Source organism: Arthrobacter sp. StoSoilB20 (assembly GCF_019977295.1).
GTDB lineage: Bacteria > Actinomycetota > Actinomycetes > Actinomycetales > Micrococcaceae > Arthrobacter > Arthrobacter nicotinovorans_A.
In genome coordinates, this window is sequence record NZ_AP024651.1 from 4,311,211 (window position 1) to 4,328,662 (window position 17,452).

Sequence of the window (17,452 nt, forward strand, 5' to 3'; positions counted from 1 at the left end):
CTCCTACTTTCCGGCGGCAATGGCAGCCGCGGCAGTGGTTGAGTAGCGGTTTTCCGCCTTCGGCAGGCCCAGCAGCCCGCGGAAGGTGCCGTCCTGGACGGGCGCCCTGAGGGAACCTCGGCGGCGGAGCTCCGGAAGTACCAGCCGGGACAGTTCTTCCAGTTCCACGGTGAGGACAGCCGGGTGGAGACGGACGCCGTCGGCTTCCTGGAGAAGTGAGTCGAGCAGTTCGGTGAGGCCGGCGGCCGATCCAACAAAACGCGCAAGGCCGCTTTCCCGGGGTGTCACCACGCGCGACTCCGCCGCCTGCCCGCGAGCGTCCAGGACGACGTCGAGCTCTGCGACAACCGCTACTGAAGCGCCAAGCCGTGCGCGCACGTCGCGGATCTCGGCGCTGAGCAGCTCCGGTGTCGGCGCGGTAACCAGTACAGCGTCCACTGCTTCGGCCGGCACCAGGCCTTCGCCCACCAGGGATGCCGCCGCGAGCACGGGCAGCTGCCCTTGGAGGGGCCTGGGGATGATGGACGGACCCTTCACCGAGTAAGCGGGGCCTGTGAAGTCCGCAGGCGTTTCGAAATCGGCGTAGTGCAGCTTGTCCACGTCGATGTATCTTCCGGTGGCGACGTCGCGGATCACGGCGTCATCCTCCCACGAGTCCCACAACCGGCGGCTGACCTCGATGGAGGCGGCGGCTTCCTGGGTCAGTGACCCGCCCTGGACAAAGGAGCGTCCGACGGCGGCGGCAGCTTCGGGTGATTCCGCTGCGGTGACGATCCACCCGGCACGCCCACCGGAGACATAGTCCAGGCTGGCGAGCTGCGTGGAGACATGGAACGGTTCGGTATAGACGGTGTCTACCTCGGGGACCACCGCAATGGTCCGGGATACCGGCCCGGCAAAGGCCGCGCGCTGCAAGGCGTTGGCGCGTCCAGCCTCCGGAGTGTCCTTGAAGGTTGCCACGTGGAAACCGGCGGACTCCGCCGAGAGGACGGCGGCGGCAAGGTTTTCATACCCCGCACCGTCGAGTTCAATGGCCAGGAATCCGGCCCTATCTTCTTCGGAGGAACTCACTTTTGGTCCTGACGTTCGTAGGGAATCTTTTCGCCGGCCTCGATCGCCACGGGAAGCCGGTTTTCGGCAGGCGGCAACGGGCAGGTGGCTAGGTCGGTGTAGGCGCAGGGAAGGTTCACGGCGCGGTTGAAGTCGAGCTCCACGGAGCCATCAGCGGCGGGAACCACGGACAGCGAGCGGTTGGCCGCGTACGTGGTTTTGCCGGAGGTTTGGTCGGTAAACAGCACGGACAGTGATCCTGGCGCGTATCCGTTGAACGCCGTCAGCGCGAGCTCCTCGCCTGCCAGTTTGAAACGGATCTCACCGGGAGCTTCGTAGACGTGGTGGATGCCCTCGACGGCGGCCCCCACGGTAGTGGGGCGCGGAGCCTCGAACGGGACGAAGGTACCAGCCACGGCGAACGCTGCATTGGGAGCGTAGGCGGGTGTCCCCTGGTACTCCTGGAGGAGGGCGTTGGACGGGTTCCGCGGCCGCACAATGTACTCGCCTCCGCGTTTGGCCACCTCAATGACGGTTTCGCCGGAGACCAGGTTGATGCCGCCGCGCTCCTGGATGGGGCCAAGCTCAAGCGTCGTGCCCGGATCGGTGTTCAGTTCAACGCCGTCCTGCTGCAGGCTTTCGCCCGGTTTCAGGACAACACGCACGACGTCGGCGTCCACACTCCAAGTGCCCGGCGCACCTTCCAGCCGGGTCGCCTCGCTGCTGAGCCAGTGCAGGTGCGTGACTGCGAGGAAGCCATGCGGGTGGGCGCGGTGCTGCTCGTGGGCGGCGTGCCAGTCCTGCCATTCCTGGTTGAACGACTCGAGGGCTGTTGCTGCTTCAGTGTGCGTAGACATAGGCGGTATCGCTCCTATTAAAGGCGTGGTCTGCTGTGACTGTTGCTGCGGCGTCCGGCTCGGTGGCGCCGGCGAATTCCGGTCGTCCGCCGAAGGGGTCGCTGGATTCCCACAAGCTGCTCGGGGCAGCAGCCCGGACGGCCGGAATGACTTCCAGGGCGAAGCGTTCAAGGATCTCGAGCTGCTGTTCAAAGGGCAACGTGGTGGGCAGGGAGATCGACTGGAGATCATGCTGGTACAGCGAGTGGTAGCTAAGGATTTTCTCGATGACCTGCTCCGGGCTGCCAACCAGCGCCGGCCCCTCGGCAACGGCGTGCTGGATGTCCCGGAAAGGTGAGTTGTTGCCTGGGACGTTCCGGCCGGCGGTCAGGCCTTCATAGACGGGCCCGTACTGGCGGATGGCTTCCTGGGTGGTGTCCGCTATGAAGACACCACCTGCTCCACTGCCCGATCCCAGATACTGGTGCCGGGGATCGTGCCCGTGGCGCTCATACTCTTCGCGGTAGTGGTCGATCAGGACCTTGTAGTTCTCCCGCGGTTGGATGGCGTTGGCGGTGAACAGCGGATCTCCCCACTTAGCGGCGAGCGCAGCGGATGTGAGGGTTGTAGCCGAGCCGTGCCAAATCCGGGGTGAGCCCGCAAAGGGGCGTGGCGTCGTCGTGGTCGGTTCGGTGAGCGCGGACCTGAAGCGGCCTGACCAGGTGACGCTTTCCTTGCGCCAGAGCGCACGCAGCAGGGCGTACTTTTCGGCCAGCAGGTCCCATTGATCGTCCAGCGACAGCCCAAAAAGCGGGTACTGCAGCACTTCATTGCCCTTGCCGATCACCAGTTCCAGGCGGCCGCGGCTCAGCTGGTCGATGGTGGCGTAGTCCTCGGCCACGCGCACCGGGTCCAGCACGGAGAGCACGGTGACCCCGGTTTGGAGGCGGATGCGGCGGGTGACCGCGGCAATGGCGGCGAGGACCGTCGTCGGGGATGAAGAGACAAACTCGCCGGCGTGGCGTTCACCCACCGAGAAGCTGTCGAAGCCGAGCTCCTCCGCCCGGCGGGCTGTCTCCACTACCTGGTTCAGGCGTTCGGCAGTGGAAACAATCTCCCCTGTCACCGGGTTTTTCAGGTGGGGAATGATGTCCAGGACCTGGAACTTCATTTGGTGGTCCCCGCCGGCGTAACAAAGGTGGCTTCGGTGACGGTCTTGGATTCGGGGATGGCTTCCTCGGACAGGCCCCAGCGTTCCAGGACCTTGCCGTAGGAGCCCTCCTTGATGGTGGAGTTCAAGGCATCGGTGATGGCCGGGGCCAGGCCGTTGCCCTTCAGGGTGGTTGCAGCAACCAGCGTTTCGGCGGGCCAGCCGGCGTTGACCTTGCCCACAACCTTGAGGTCGTCACGGGTGTTCTCGCGATACGTCACCGACGGGTACGGTCCCAGGTTCAGGTCCGTGCGGCCAGAGGAGAGCGCCAGGATGGTGTCTGCGTCCGAGGAGTAGTACTGCAACGTGGCCGGGGCCTTCCCCTTGTCCTCAAGCTCCTTGTTCCAAGCCAGCAGGATCTTCTCCTGGTTGGTGCCTGAGCCCACGGAAATCTTCAGGCCGGAAATGTCATCCGATCCCTTGATGTCGTAGCTGGAGCTCTTCTTCGCTTCGAACCCCATGTACGCGGCGCGGTAGGTGGAGAAGTCGAACAGCTTCACGCGGGCTGCGTTGATGCCCACGTTGGAGAAGACGGCCTCGAAGTCCCCGGATTGGGTCTTCAGCGGCCAGTTCTCCCACGACGTCACCTGCAGGTCCAGCTCCAGCCCGAGCTTGTCAGCCACCAACTGGGCAATGTCCACTTCAACGCCGATCGGCGTCTTGTCATCGGTGGCGTGGAAGGACAACGGGATGGAACCGGCGGTGGTGGCTACCGTGAGCTTGCCGTCCTTGGCGATTGCTGCAGGAACCTTCGAGGCAGCAGCAGCGTCCTTTTCACCGCGGATCCGGTTCTGGTCCACAGACGTGTTGTAGACCACGCCATTCTTGGCAGCCTCGGACTCCGGCTTGGCTGCCGACGCTCCAGGATCGGAGCACCCGGCCAGCACGGGAAGCACGACGGCGGGGAGTACAGCCAGTGCCAGCAGCTTGCTTTTGGTGGTGGCGGCGGATCTGCGGGTGATGCGAAGCATGGGGTGTCCTAGATGTTGAAAGCTGGTTCGATGACTTTGGAGAAGAAGCTGCGCGTACGTTCCTCGCGGGGGTTCGCGAAAATGTCCTGGGGTGTGCCGGACTCCACAATCTGTCCCTGGTCCATGAAGACCACGGTGTCCGCGACGTCCCGGGCAAAGCCCATCTCGTGCGTGACCACAATCAGGGTGGTGCCGGACTTGGCGAGTTCGCGGATGACGTCCAGGACCTCGTTGACGAGCTCCGGATCCAAGGCCGACGTCGGCTCATCGAAGAGGAGGATCTTGGGATCCAGTGCCAGCGCCCTGGCGATCGCCACTCGTTGCTGTTGGCCGCCGGAAAGCTGGCGGGGGTAGGCGTCGGCGCGATCCTTCAGGCCCACCCGGTCCAGGAGTTCCAGGCCGCGCTTCCGGGCTTCGGCCTTGGAGCGCTTCTGGGCCACGATGGGCGCCTCAATGACGTTCTCCAAAGCAGTGAGGTGCGGGAACAGGTTGAAGCTCTGGAACACCATGCCAATGTGGGTGCGCTGCTTGAGGATGTCCTTCTCCCGCAGTTCGTGGAGTTTGTTGCCACGGACTTCGTAGCCCACCAGCTCGCCGTCGATGGTGATGTAACCGCCGTCGACCTTTTCCAAGTGGTTGATGGTGCGCAGCAGGGTGGACTTTCCCGAACCCGAAGGCCCCACGATCACGGCCACGCCTCCCGGCGGGACGGACAAGGAAACGCCTTTGAGGACTTCGGTTGCACCGAAGGATTTCCGGACGTTGGCGATGTCCACCTGGCCACGTGTCACAGCTGGTGTGGCGCGCGCCGCGGCGGGCCGGGCCGGCGTCGTGCGTTCTCCTTGGGGAGTTTCCGGCTCCTTGGCCGGCGTCGCTTCAGCGAGGTGGGCGGCAGCAGCCGCTTCGGAGGAAGAGAAGACGGTGGTCATCGGGATTCCTTCGTGGGAGAGGCGGCGCCGTGGGTGGTGAAGAACTTCCGGGCCTTCTGCAACGGCGTGAGCGGCAGGGTCCGCAGGGCGCCCTTGGAGAAGTGGCGTTCGATGTAGTACTGGAAAACGCTCAGGACCGAGGTGATGACCACGTACCAAAGCGTGGCCACCAGGAGCAGCGGCAGCACCTGCTGGGTGCGGTTGTAGATGACCTGGACCGTGTAGAAGAGCTCGGAATAGGCCAGGACGTAAACAATCGAGGTGCCCTTGACCAGTCCAATGATTTCGTTGAAGGCGTTGGGCAGGATGGCACGCATGGCCTGGGGCAGCACGATCCTGGTGGAGCGTTTCCACGCCGGGATGCCCAGAGCCGAGGCTGCTTCAAGCTGGCCCTGGTCCACGGAAAGGATGCCGCCGCGGATGATTTCGGCGGAGTAGGCAGCCTGGTTCAACGTCAGGCCCAGAACTGCGGCGGCGAACTGGCTGATGAGCGTGGTGGTCTGGGCCTCAAAGAAGCGGACGTCCGTAAAGGGAATGCCCAGGCTGATTTTCTCGTACAGGTAGCCCAGGTTGTACCAAAGGAGGAGCTGGACCAGCAGCGGCGTGGAGCGGAAAATCCAGGAGAACGTCCAGGACACCGAGACCAGCAGCGGCGAAGCCGACAAGCGCATCAGGGCCAGGATGAAACCGAGGACAAAGCCGAGGACTCCGGAAATGGCCGTCAGCTTGAGAGTCTCGATCAGTCCGTTGACTACTGATTGCGCTGTGAACCACTCGGCCACCACACCCCACTCCCAGCGGGGGTTCGTGACCAAAGACCACGCAATGGCTGCCACGCCGGCAGCTACCACTACGGTGCCCACCCAACGCCACGGGTGACGGGCCGGGACCAGCTGGTACCCGGAGTAGTCCGGGGTGGGCGGTGAGGTTTCCGCCGTGGCAGGCGGTGCGATTGCACTCATGCGCCACCTCATTTCAGATCGGTTGTTTCTCTATCGGATGGCTGCCAATCTATGGGCGCGCCAAACCCGGCAGCAAGGCGGGAATTTGCACTTCTTCACTGGACTTCGCGCGGCTTCTCAAGGGTTCTCACAACGTCACAATCACTGTCATCGGGAGCCATATGAGTCCCTTCTTTGCGCGCCTTAACGTGACGTGACGCGTAGTGAACGGCCGTTACCACCGCCTCGACCCCGGCGCCCCAACGTCCCTAGATTGGGCATCACCAAACCACTGCTTTTCAGGAGATCCCATGCCGTCACGAGTCCCAGCCATCGCCTTCATTGGCGGCGGCCCGCGCACGGCCGGCGTCCTGGAACGGCTCGCCGCCAACCGTCCCGCACTGTTCGCCGGGCCGCTGGAAATCCACGTCATCGAGCCCCACCAACCGGGCTCCGGGAGGATCTGGCGCTACGACCAGGATCCCGGCCTGCTGTTGAATTCCACAGCGGCGGACGTCACCATGTTCACGGACGCCTCAGTGGCCTGCGACGGTCCTTCGGTTGAGGGCCCCGGGCTCTCCACCTGGGCAGCGGGCGTGCTCGATGGCAGCATCAGGGACGTCCCCGCGTTCGAACCACACCTGCTCGACCAGCTCCGCTCGCTGACCCCCGCGTCCTTTCCCACCCGGCAACTGCAGACCAAATATCTTGAGTGGTTCTTCCGGCGGGCTGTGTCCTCGCTTGGCCCTGACGTGACCGTAACGGTGCATCGCGACACGGCGACCGGCGTCGAGCGCTCTTCCGCGGATGGCCGCGCTGACGGCGTCCCGGGCGTCCCGGCCGGTGGTGTCCCGGGCGGCCCGACTGGTGGTGTCCCGGGCGTACCGACTCCTGCCGTACCGACTGGCGGCGCCCCGGGCGTCCCGACTGCTGCCGTACCGGTTGCCGGGCCTGACGACGGTACGCACCGCGTGCGGTTGGCCTCCGGTGCCGAGGTGGTTGCCGACGTCGTGGTTTACGCCCTTGGCCACACAGATTCCCAGCCCGACCCCGAATCCGTCCGGCTCAGCGAATTCGCGGCCAAGCACGGAGGGTTCCATGCGGCGCCGTCGTACACCACCGATGTGGACTACTCCGCGATCGAAGCAGGGCAGGACGTGATCGTCGCCGGCATGGGCCTGGCGTTCGTGGACCTGCTGGTGCTGTTGTTCCAGGGCCGGGGCGGACGCTTCGAAGAAAGGCCCGACGGCAACCTGGACTACGTGCCCTCCGGCGCTGAACCGCGCGTCTGGGCAGGATCGCGGCGCGGAGTGCCGTACCACTCCAAGATCTCCTCCACCCTGCGCGGCGAACCGATCGCCCGCCCGCGCTACTTCACGGCAGAAGCCATTGACGCCCTGCTCGCCGTGAACCAGGAACTCGATTTCCGGGCACACCTGTGGCCGCTGATCGCCAAGGACGCCGGTTACGCCTACTACCGCGAGCTCTTCACGGGCTACCCGGAACGGGTGCTCGGGTCCTGGGCCAGCTTCGAGGTGAGGTTCGACGCCGTTGATTGGTACAGCAGCGACCGTGAGGAACTGGTGGCCTTCTCCGTGCCGGATCCTGCGCTGCGTTTGGACCTCGAAAAGCTCGACCACCCCCTGAGCGGCTGCGCTTTTGCCGACCACGAAACTGTCCAGCGCTCCGTGGCCGCCTACATCCAGCGCGATCTTGACCTCCGGACCAGTCCCGACCATTCCGAGACCCTGGCCCTCTTTACCGCCCTGCTTTTCGTGTACATGGACCTCGGGCGCCTCGTCCCGCAGGAACGGCTCAACGCCCGGTCCCAGCAGGCGATCCACGGCTGGTGGCATGGCTTCTTCAGCTTTGTGGACTCCGGTCCGCCGTCGCACCGCCTCCGCGAGATGCTGGCACTGCACCGGGCCGGTTTCCTCAAGTTCCTGGGCCCGGGGATGTGGGTCCGTGCCGATGACTCCCTTGGCAGGTTCGTGGCCGGATCGTTCCAGTCGCCCGTAGTGGTTGACGCGTCCGCCTACGTTGAGGCGCGGCTGCCGTCGGCCTCGGTGGAGCGTTCCGCGAATCCTGCCCTGGCTGACCTGCACCACTCCGGAGGGGGAACCGAACAACGCCTCCTCACCTCCGAGGGCACCCATTCCACAGGAAAACTGCTGGTCTCCGGGAATCACCAGGTCCTCTCTCCTGTTGGTACTCCCCGGGAGGGTTTGTTCGCAGTGGGACCGTGGACGTCGGGTTGGGGTGCTGGAGCGTTCGCCCGGCCCAACACCAACGCGGCACCCTTCCGGGAGAACGACGCCCTGGCGCGGAGGATCCTGTCCACGGTTGCTGCCGCCCGCCCAACTGAGTCGCAGTTAATGTCGTTATGAGAGACCTCAAAACGACACTAACTGCCACCTGCTTGGGTTCCACCTACGAAAGGCCTGACATGACCACAACGCCAACCCTGCCGACGTCGGGCCTTACCGTACTCCGGCTCCCCATGCGCGATCCCCGCGTCCGCCCCCTCCTGGACGAGCTCGCCGTGGAATACAACACCCGCTACGGCGATCTGTTCAGCAGTGAAGGGGCTGCGGAGGAACTGAACCGTTACCCGGCCGAGGAGTTTGAAGCCCCGCATGGCGCATTGGTCATCATCCAGGAAAACGGCGAGTCCGTGGCAGGCGGCGCGTTCCGGCGCTACGACGAACACACCGCGGAACTGAAGCGGATCTGGACGCATTCTGCCCATCGCCGCCGCGGCCTGGCACGGCTGGTGCTGACGGAACTGGAAAATGAAGCACGACGCCGGGGCTACCGGAAGCTGTACCTCACCACCGGGCCCCGCCAGCCGGAGGCAAAAAACCTCTACCTCGCCACGGGCTACAAAGCGTTGTTCGACCTCGACGCCGACCCCGAAGACATCAAGCACTTGGCCTTCAGCAAGGATCTTCCCGTGCAGAGCTAAGCTATGCGCATGGCCAACAAATCCACCGCAACAACTGCCGAAAAACTCGCCACCATCCAGCAGGGGTACACCCTTGAAGGTGCCACCATCGAGCTGGGGGCGGCGATCGTGGACGGCGAAGTCCACAAAGAGGCCCAGGTCCGGCTTCCGCTGGCCATGATGAACAGGCACGGGCTGGTGGCAGGCGCCACCGGCACCGGCAAGACGGTCACGCTGCACATGATTGCCGAACAGTTGTCGACGGCGGGCGTTCCGGTTTTCCTCGCGGACATCAAGGGTGATCTCTCCGGATTGGCCACACCGGCCACCGGCAGTGAGAAGCTGACAGCCCGTACCTCCGCGTTGGGGCAGGACTGGCAGGCCAAGAACTTCCCGGTGGAGTTCCTCTCGCTCGGTGGCGACGGCCACGGCATTCCCGTCCGCGCCACCATCACCTCGTTCGGGCCCATCCTGCTCTCGCGCATCATGGACCTCAACGACACCCAGGAATCCAGCCTCCAACTGATCTTCCATTTCGCGGACCAAAACAACCTGGAACTGATCGATCTCAAGGACCTGCGGGCTGTCATCCAGTTCCTGACCTCGGACGAGGGCAAGGCTGAACTTGCCAACCTTGGCGGACTGTCCAAGGCCACAGCGGGCGTGATCCTGCGCGAGCTGGTCACCCTTGAGGCGCAGGGCATGGAGAAGTTCTTTGGCGAGCCTGAGTTCGACACCGCAGAGCTCCTCCGCACAGCGCCCGATGGCCGCGGCGTCATCAGCTGCCTGGAACTGCCCACGCTGCAGACCAAGCCGTTGCTGTTCTCCACCTTCCTGATGTGGCTCCTGGCCGACCTCTTCGAAGACCTTCCCGAGGCCGGGGACCTGGCCAAGCCGAAGCTGGTCTTTTTCCTGGACGAGGCCCACTTGCTGTTCAACGGTGCCTCCAAGGCTTTCCTTGAGGCCATCACCACCACCGTCAGGCTCATTCGGTCCAAGGGTGTGGGCATCTTCTTCGTCACCCAGACACCCAAGGATGTTCCGGCCGACGTCCTCGGCCAGCTGGCCAACCGCATCCAGCACGCACTGCGGGCCTTCACCCCTGAGGACGCCAAGGCCTTGAAAGCCACGGTGTCCACCTTCCCTGTCAGCGATTACGACCTCGAGGAGACACTCACCTCGGCAGGTATCGGCGAGGCCGTTGTTACCGTGATGAACGAGAAGGGCGCCCCCACCCCTGTTGCCTTGACCCGGCTCCGCGCTCCCGAGTCCGTGATGGGTCCCAGCACTGACGACCTCATCCAAGGGACCGTGGCCGCGTCCTCCCTGCTGGCAAAATACGGCACTGCCGTGGACAACCTCTCCGCTTACGAAAAACTCACGGGCAAGGCCGCCGTTCCCACCGGAGATGCAGCACCCGGTTTGCCGCCGGTGCCCTCCTCTTCCAGCTCCGGAACCGCCGGCACTTCCCAGTCCGACATCGACGCCGAAGCGCGCCGGATCGAGGAAGAAATCCTCGGCCGTCCAAGCTCCCGGAGCCCGCAGCCCGAGTCGTTCCCTGCACCGCCGGCACCCGCACCGGTTCCGCAGCAGGCTCCCGCACCACAGGATGGCATGTTCGGCGACATCGCCGGCGCCCTCGGAGGGGCGCTCGGTGGCGGGCTCAAGAGCATGGTCCGGTCCATGGGCACGCAGCTGGGCCGCGACCTCATGCGCGGAGTCTTCGGGACCTCTTCACGGCGTCGCCGCTAGTCCTGCCTGACTGACACAAACACGACGGCGGGCGGCAGCAACAGCTGCGGAAGCCCGCCGTCGAGCCTTCTCCAATCGGTGGACATAAGTCATTCCGATGTCTTCCTGCGCAGTGTTCGCTGCCGTGGCAGGTAACGTAAAGGGCGTGCAGTTGAGTCAAGCATTCGTCAAGACCGCAGCCGGGTGGCTGCTCGGTCTGATGCTTGCTGCCGCCGGGGCCATCGTATGCATCAACCTGGTGAGCTCATCAGTGGCCAGCCCCCAACAGCCCGTCAAGGAGTATCTGACGGCGCTGCAAAAGGGCGAAGGCGAAGAAGCGCTGGGTCTCCTCCGCGCCAAAGTACCCACGTCCAACGCTGCGATGCTGGACGGCACAGCCTTGCAGACTGCCGCTTCCAAAATGTCCGACGTCAAAGTGGGAAACCCGGAATCACGGGGCAACAACCGCGTAGCCGTCCCGGTCGATTACACCTTGGACGGCAGCAAGCTCCGCACCGAGTTCCTGATGGAGCGGACCGGGACGCAATGGTTGTTCTTCGCCAAATGGGCGTTTGTGCCCACCACGCTGCCCACCATCGACGTCACCGTGGTTAACGCCAGCGAGGCCACCCTGAACGGCGTGCCGGTCAATATGCCCAACGGCCGCAACACGTTCGCCGTGTTCTTCCCCGGCAAATATGAGGCCAGCCTGAACGGGACGTTCTTTGAAGCGCCGCCCACCTCCGCCCTGGTATCAACGCGCGACGGCGGCCAGGCGCCCCTGAACCTGCAGACGCGGTCGACGAAGGCCATGAACGAAGCAGTAGCCGGGAAGGTCAGGGAGTTCCTGGACACCTGCGCTGCCCAGGCTACAGAGCAGCAACGGCTCCAGCCCGATTGCCCGTTCTACCATGTCAGCAACGCCCGCGTGGTGGACGGGACCATCAAGTGGGCCATCACCGAGTACCCCAAGATCACCATCGAACCCTTCGGCGGCAAGTGGGTAGTGGCACCCCTCAACGGCAAGGCCACTCTCACCGCGCGGGAGATCAACCTGTTCACCGGCTATGTCAACGACCTCAACGTGGAGCACGACTTCAGTTTCACCACCCAACTGGACGTCGGCGGAGATACCGTGACGGTCACACCGATGCTGACGTTCTGATTTCTGGGCCTTGCCGCCGGACTGGCCCAGTTTTCCACCCCTAAGTCCCGCAATCACTGCCTGTGATGACATGAGAGCCGCCCTAAAATGGGCTACTTCGACCACATCCGGGCCGGCCCACGCAGTAGAACTTCACGCACTTGCCCGAGCATTTTCTCCGGGGCGTACACCACGTCTTCATAGAAGAACCTCAGCACCAGCATTCCTTGCCTGATTGCTTCGTTGTCCCGCCTGCGGTCCTTCTTGAACTGGCGCGACTCCAGATGGAAAGCAATGCCGTCGAGCTCGACTATGAGGAATCCTTCAAGGAGAAAGTCGACGGTTCCTACGCCTTCTATCCACACCTGAGTCTCAGTGCGGATGCCTACGTCCCGGAAGAGAACGCGTGCCAGGGTTTCCAAGAGGGACCCCGCACCCCGGTCCACTTTGGCCAGAACCTCACGGGCCCGCCCGCCCCGGTTGCCTGGTAGATGACGGCGAAGATAGCCGAGCCCGATGTCGCCGCGGGTGAATGCACTCTCCACCATGACCAGCGCTTCCAGCGGAGGCAAACAGAGAAGTGCGTGCAGGAGGACATCCGGCAGGGCCACATACGGCTCGATCGCTCGAGGCTGGGACAGTGACAGGCGGTGGCTGACACACCCGGCCGTACGGCGGCCGTTGCTTTGCCAGTAGTGTGGCACGGCGGGTTTGTGCAGCAACCACAGTTCATAGCGGCTCGCAGCTGATGCGCAGGTAAGCAGCGACCTACTTTTGACTGCTGCTACAAGTGTCGGATCCGCGCTCGGGAGACGCAGCACTCCCCTTTCGACGCGCACGACGCTTCCCACTCGCAATGCCGCTCGTAGGGCAGCGTCGCTGGAGCCCTGAGCCTGCAGCTGCCGCGTCAATGCAACGCCGCCCAAGCGTCGTAAGGCATCCTCGGGTTTCATCCCTCCAGCGTGCTTCTTCGGCTGCCGGGGCGGCAGGGCCGAACCAGGCTATGTGGATAACGCAAAGATAGGGACCGGCCCACTTTTGACGTCACCCACGGCATAAAAATGGCCCGGGCATTCTCCTAAGAGGTTGCCCGGGCCATTCAATGGGTGTGGCTTAGTCCATGCCGCGGAGGTCCAGCACCAACTCCGACTCACCATCGGCCTGAAGGACTACCGGAATGCCCCAGTCCTGCTGGTAAAGGTGGCAGGCTGCGTGGTCGGGAATTTCACCGTCTTCGGTTTCGGGCCCATCACATGCCGCCGCGCGGGCGGTGATGTGAAGGATGCCCTCGGGAACGTCGGCAGACAATTCCAGTGTGCGCAGCAAACCCACTGATGTGCCTCCACCGGACACCAGCAGCTCCGGCGGGGTGGACGAAATCTTCAGCTGTGTGGGATCGCCCCAACGGTCGTCGAGCTTCTGGCCCGTGGGAGCCTTGAACCGGACTGCAAGCTGCAGGTTCCCCGGAGTCACCGGGCTCTTGGGGCGGTGCGTCTGCGATGCGCCCTCATCCACCTGCTGGGCTTCCTTGGGAATCGGGACCAGCACCAGTTGGTGTTTGTTGGACTCCACCACTACGAGCAGTGGCTCGCTGCCTTCAACCTGGACAACGACGACGTCGCTCGGCTCAGCGAGGCCCCTCGCCAAAGTGGACACAGACTTGGTTGCGGGATCGTACCGGCGAACAGCCCCGTTGTAAGTGTCGGCGATGGCCACGGAACCATCCGGGAGGACTGTAACGCCGAGCGGGTGCTGCAAGCGGGCCTCGCCGGCGTCGCCGTCACGGAACCCGAAGTCGAACAGACCCTTGCCGACAGCGGTTTCCACTGTCACTCCGGATTCGCTGAGGACCAGGCGGCGCAAGGACGAAGTTTCCGAGTCAGCCACCCAGATGTTGCCGTCTGCGTCGATGGCCAGGCCGGACGACTGGGCAAACCAGGCTTCCTCTGCCTTGCCGTCCAGCAGCCCCTCCAGCCCGGAACCGGCAAGGATGGAGACCGCGTTGGTGAGGGGGTCGAAAGCGAAGATCTGGTGGGTACCGGCCATCGCGATGACCACCCGCTGCAGCTTTTCGCTCCACACCACGTCCCACGGTGAGGAAAGTGAAACGTCCGTTCCGAGACCCAGCGCCCCGACATCGATCGAGTCGGCAGCGAAGTCAGCCGGGCCGGCGTCGTGGTGTTCCGACCAAGTGCCGGCTCCGGCATCGGTCACGCGGGCAGGACCGGCGTCGAGCAACCGCTGTACACCGTTGCCTGCAACGGTCTGCACGTACCCCGAGCTGAGCGTCACACCGCGGAGTCTGTGGTTGACGGTGTCCGCAACGACGGCGTCATAACCAAGCTTCCAGGCCAGCTCCGAGGGGAGCAGCGCGATGCCTTGCGGCTCGTTGAACTGTGCGATCTCCGCTTGGCCATCCAGGTAGCCCTTGGTCCCGGAACCGATGACGCGCTCCACGGTTTCAAGGTCGGGGCGGAGCTCCACCAAGCGGTGGTGTCCTGAGTCCACTACCAAGTAGTTGCCGTTGGACAGCTGGGTGGCCTTACCTGGAAAACGCAGAGTGCCCGATGTCGGCTCAGGAGCCACATACGGGCCGTTGCCCCGGTGCAGGGTGCCCTTGGCTTCGTGCTCGGCAACGAGTTCCTCGAGCAGAACGGCGAGTCCGTCCGCGTGGCCCTCGCCGGAAAGGTGGGCAACGATGTAGCCCTCGGGGTCCACAACAACCAGGGTGGGCCACGCGCGGGCCGTGTAGGCCTTCCACGTTGCGAGCTCAGGATCGTCAAGGACCGGGTGGTGGATTTCGTACCGTTCAACGGCCGATGCCAGCGCCACAGGATCCGCTTCGTGTTCGAACTTGGGCGAGTGCACGCCTACAGTCACCAGGACGTCCGAGTACTTTTCTTCAAGCGGGCGCAGCTCGTCCAGCACATGCAGGCAGTTGATGCAGCAGAAGGTCCAGAAGTCGAGCAGCACGATCTTGCCGCGCAAAGACTCGAGGTCCAAGGATTTGCCGCCCGTGTTGAGCCAGCCGCGGCCCTCCAGTTCGGAGGCCCGGACCCGGAGTTGGGTGCGTACGGTTTCGCTCATCAGCGTCCTTCCAGCTTGGTGTTTGGTTCAGTCTGCCCGGCAGGGTCTGTGGTGGTGCGTTCGGCAGTGCTGCTTTCGGCGGTCGTACGTCCGGCAGCGCCTCCACTGGTGCGTTCGGCGGTGCTGCTTTCGGCGGCCGTGCGTCCGGCAGCTTCGCCTTCGTGCTGGGCTAACCTGGATGGTTGACCTGGCTTGGAGGTTTGGGCAGTGCTGCTTTCGGCGGCCGTGCGTCCGGCAGCGCCTCCACTGGTGCGTTCGGCGGTCGTGCGTCCGGCAGGGTCTGTGGTGGTGCGTCCGGCGGCGCTGCTTTCGGCGGCTTCGCCTTCGTGCTGGGCCAACCTGGACGGTTGACCTGGCTTGGAGGTCTGGGCAGTGCGGCTTGCCATCTTGGCATCTCGGTCGGCGAGCCGGGCAAACATATCGTTGTAAGCGCTCAGGTCTGCGTCATTATTCCTGTCCGCAGCACGGTCAACACGGCGGGTTTCCCGTTCGTCCGAACGCGACCACATCACCGCCACTCCGATCGCTACCAGCAGTGTGGGTACTTCGCCGATGCCCCAGGCAACTGCACCGCCCAACTGCTGGTCCCCAATGGCCGACGGCCCCCAGGCCCTGCCCAGGTTCCCAAAGTAGTCAGCGGCCAGCAGGCCGGTACCACCCATGATGGCCACGCCGAAGAATGCATGGAAGCCCATGGTGGCCAGCAGGAGGAGCAGGCGCATCGGGTAGGGCGCGCGGCGCGGAAGGGGATCGCTGCCGATCATGCTTAGCACGAAGATATAGCCGGTGAGGAGGAAGTGCACATTCATGAGCTCATGGCCCACATGCTCGCGCATAGCCAGGCCGAAGAGGTCGGAGTAGTAGAAAAGGACGATTGAACCCGCAAAGTTGGCTGCTGCGAACAACGGGTGCGTCACGATCTGCGAGAACCGGGAGTGCACAAACAGCAGCAGCCATTCCCTGAGGCCGCGTGAGCCGTGCGTTCCTTCACCCCGGGCGGGCAGTGCGCGCAAGGCCAAGGTTACCGGCGCACCAAGGACCAGGAAGATGGGGGCCACCATGGTCAACGCCATGTGATCCACCATGTGCGCCGAGAACAGCACGCGGCCATACACGGCGGGGGGACCGGAGGTGATGTAGGTCAGAACCACCAAGCCGATGAACCAGTTCACGGCCCGGAACCAGGACCACTTGTCTCCACGTTTGCGGACCTTGATGATGCCCATGATGTAGGAGACGGCACCGAACAACGCCACTCCAACCCATAGCCAATCGAAGCGCCATTCGGTCAGCCAGCGTTCCGGAGTGAGCTCGGGTGGGAGCTCATAGCCGGAGAGGATGAACGACGGCGAGGCGTCAGGGGCATAGGTGGTTGGCTGCGGCGGAGCTGAGCGTCCGAGCGCAACGGCAAGTCCCGACGTCGCGCCCATCACCAGCAGCTCAACGAGAACCAACTGCCACAGCACGCGGCGGGCGGACAGGGAACCGTTTTTGCCGAGCTGCGGGATAACCCACTGCCGGTGCATGAAGCCGATGCCGCCCAGGACCAGCGTGGCGAGGGACTTGGCTACGATGAGCTGCCCATACGGGGAGCCGAACAGGTCCGCGGGGTTCGTCACGCGGATGGCGGCATTGATGACACCGGATGCAAAGACCAGGACGAAGGCGAAGCCGGCCAGGGCCGAGAAGCGCCGCAGGGTTTGTTCGGTGATGTCCGGCATTCCCTTGCTGCGGGAACCTGTCAGGATGCCGGAGAGGACCGCCAGCATGATGATGCCGCCCACCCACGTGGACACTCCCACCAAGTGGAGTCCCAGCGAGTTGATGGCACCTTCATGATCACTGGAACTCGATGAGTGCCCGATCAACGCTGTCGGAATGAGGCCAATCAGTGCCAGCAACAGGGTGAACGCCAGCCCGGTCAAGGACCTGACACCAAAGAGGGCCGTGGTAACCACTGCGGCGATGATGGTGACGGCAAGCCAGGCCTTACCCGTCTCGATGTCCGTCATGAAGTACACCAAGGACCGGGTGAATTCAGCATCGCCGGACAGGCCCTGGCCCGCTACATCCGCATACGTCAGGACGAGTACTGCCACGGCCGACAACGTCCACACGGCTCCTGCAGCGGCGGCCACAGCAAGGGCCCGGGCAAAGGCGGGATGTTCGGGTGCGTCGGCATCCTTCTCACGGGAGCGCGACCCACCGATGTTCTTGGGCAGGATTCCGACGGCGAAGATCAAACCGCCAACCACGGTAGCCACGGAGACGTTATGTATGGCCTTCGCAAATGGAAGGCCCCAGCGGACCAATTCGCCCGGGTCCGAGACCTGCCTGGCTGCCGAGGCACCGGAGTAGATCAAAGCTGCGGCCAGCGTCAGGAACAGCGCGGCCAGACCAGCAAGTTGCCATGGCAGGGAAATCCCCGCGACTGTAGTGCCTCCTGGTGCTCCCGGCTTGGGAACAGGCGAAGGGGCAGTTGCGGAATTTCTTGCTGATGGCACTCATCCATTGTCCGCTACCTGTCGCCGGGCTGCGAATCGGGAGGGTGCTATGTGGATGCAGGACGCTATGTGGAAAACAGAAGGGACGGCAACCAGCAGGTTGCC

General features: G+C 64.1%; 13 protein-coding genes and 1 pseudogene. 4 read left to right on the forward strand and 10 right to left on the reverse strand.

Features of this window, described 5'->3' with window-relative positions; all coding sequences use genetic code 11:
• Positions 1-3: 3 nt before the first annotated feature.
• The 6 genes from LDN85_RS19640 to LDN85_RS19665 are packed head-to-tail and all read right to left on the reverse strand — an operon-like array spanning position 4 to position 5,958.
• Positions 4-1,071 (reverse strand): LLM class flavin-dependent oxidoreductase, encoded by a 1,068-nt coding sequence (locus tag LDN85_RS19640; RefSeq protein WP_223943901.1) that lies wholly within the window; start codon positions 1,069-1,071, stop codon positions 4-6.
• Positions 1,068-1,907 (reverse strand): DUF1684 domain-containing protein, encoded by an 840-nt coding sequence (locus LDN85_RS19645; RefSeq protein WP_223943902.1) that lies wholly within the window; start codon positions 1,905-1,907, stop codon positions 1,068-1,070. Before LDN85_RS19645 ends, LDN85_RS19640 begins: the two co-directional genes overlap by 4 nt.
• Positions 1,891-3,057: an LLM class flavin-dependent oxidoreductase gene (locus tag LDN85_RS19650; protein WP_223943903.1), complete on the reverse strand. Its 1,167-nt coding sequence runs from the start codon at positions 3,055-3,057 to the stop codon at positions 1,891-1,893. Before LDN85_RS19650 ends, LDN85_RS19645 begins: the two co-directional genes overlap by 17 nt.
• Positions 3,054-4,067, reverse strand: a complete 1,014-nt coding sequence (locus LDN85_RS19655; RefSeq protein ID WP_223943904.1) for an ABC transporter substrate-binding protein — start codon at positions 4,065-4,067, stop codon at positions 3,054-3,056. Before LDN85_RS19655 ends, LDN85_RS19650 begins: the two co-directional genes overlap by 4 nt.
• Positions 4,068-4,075: 8 nt before the next feature.
• Positions 4,076-4,996, reverse strand: coding sequence for an amino acid ABC transporter ATP-binding protein (locus tag LDN85_RS19660; protein WP_223943905.1), 921 nt, complete (start codon positions 4,994-4,996; stop codon positions 4,076-4,078).
• A complete protein-coding gene (locus tag LDN85_RS19665; protein ID WP_026543258.1) occupies positions 4,993-5,958 on the reverse strand; it encodes an amino acid ABC transporter permease in 966 nt (321 codons plus the stop codon). The genes LDN85_RS19660 and LDN85_RS19665 overlap by 4 nt, the downstream gene beginning before the upstream one ends.
• Before the next feature lie 290 nt (positions 5,959-6,248).
• Here LDN85_RS19665 and LDN85_RS19670 point away from each other — a divergent pair, with 290 nt between their 5' ends.
• The 4 genes from LDN85_RS19670 (at position 6,249) to LDN85_RS19685 (ending at position 11,777) form a co-directional block, all read left to right on the forward strand.
• Complete coding sequence (locus LDN85_RS19670; RefSeq protein WP_223943906.1) at positions 6,249-8,324, forward strand: FAD/NAD(P)-binding protein; 2,076 nt, start codon at positions 6,249-6,251, stop codon at positions 8,322-8,324.
• Between the two features lie 59 nt (positions 8,325-8,383).
• Entirely contained in the window at positions 8,384-8,902 is a 519-nt protein-coding gene (locus LDN85_RS19675; protein WP_026547796.1) for a GNAT family N-acetyltransferase, read from the forward strand.
• A 3-nt stretch (positions 8,903-8,905) separates the two neighbouring features.
• Positions 8,906-10,633 (forward strand): helicase HerA-like domain-containing protein, encoded by a 1,728-nt coding sequence (locus tag LDN85_RS19680; RefSeq protein WP_223943907.1) that lies wholly within the window; start codon positions 8,906-8,908, stop codon positions 10,631-10,633.
• 97 nt (positions 10,634-10,730) lie between these two features.
• Positions 10,731-11,777: a hypothetical protein gene (locus LDN85_RS19685; RefSeq protein WP_081733459.1), complete on the forward strand. Its 1,047-nt coding sequence runs from the start codon at positions 10,731-10,733 to the stop codon at positions 11,775-11,777.
• 92 nt (positions 11,778-11,869) lie between these two features.
• Here LDN85_RS19685 and LDN85_RS19690 read toward each other — a convergent pair whose 3' ends face one another.
• The 4 genes and pseudogenes from LDN85_RS19690 to LDN85_RS19700 all read right to left on the reverse strand — a co-directional run bounded on the left by LDN85_RS19690 (position 11,870) and on the right by LDN85_RS19700 (position 17,260).
• Positions 11,870-12,460, reverse strand: a complete 591-nt coding sequence (locus LDN85_RS19690; protein ID WP_223943908.1) for a DUF559 domain-containing protein — start codon at positions 12,458-12,460, stop codon at positions 11,870-11,872.
• A gap of 162 nt (positions 12,461-12,622) precedes the next feature.
• Positions 12,623-12,709 (reverse strand): annotated as a pseudogene (locus LDN85_RS22025) (hypothetical protein); the annotation flags it as partial.
• A gap of 160 nt (positions 12,710-12,869) precedes the next feature.
• On the reverse strand, positions 12,870-14,843 hold the full coding sequence (locus LDN85_RS19695; protein ID WP_223943909.1) for an NHL domain-containing thioredoxin family protein: 1,974 nt from the start codon (positions 14,841-14,843) through the stop codon (positions 12,870-12,872).
• Positions 14,843-17,260: a cytochrome c oxidase assembly protein gene (locus tag LDN85_RS19700; protein ID WP_346347069.1), complete on the reverse strand. Its 2,418-nt coding sequence runs from the start codon at positions 17,258-17,260 to the stop codon at positions 14,843-14,845. The genes LDN85_RS19695 and LDN85_RS19700 overlap by 1 nt, the downstream gene beginning before the upstream one ends.
• Between the last annotated feature and the right edge of the window lie 192 nt (positions 17,261-17,452).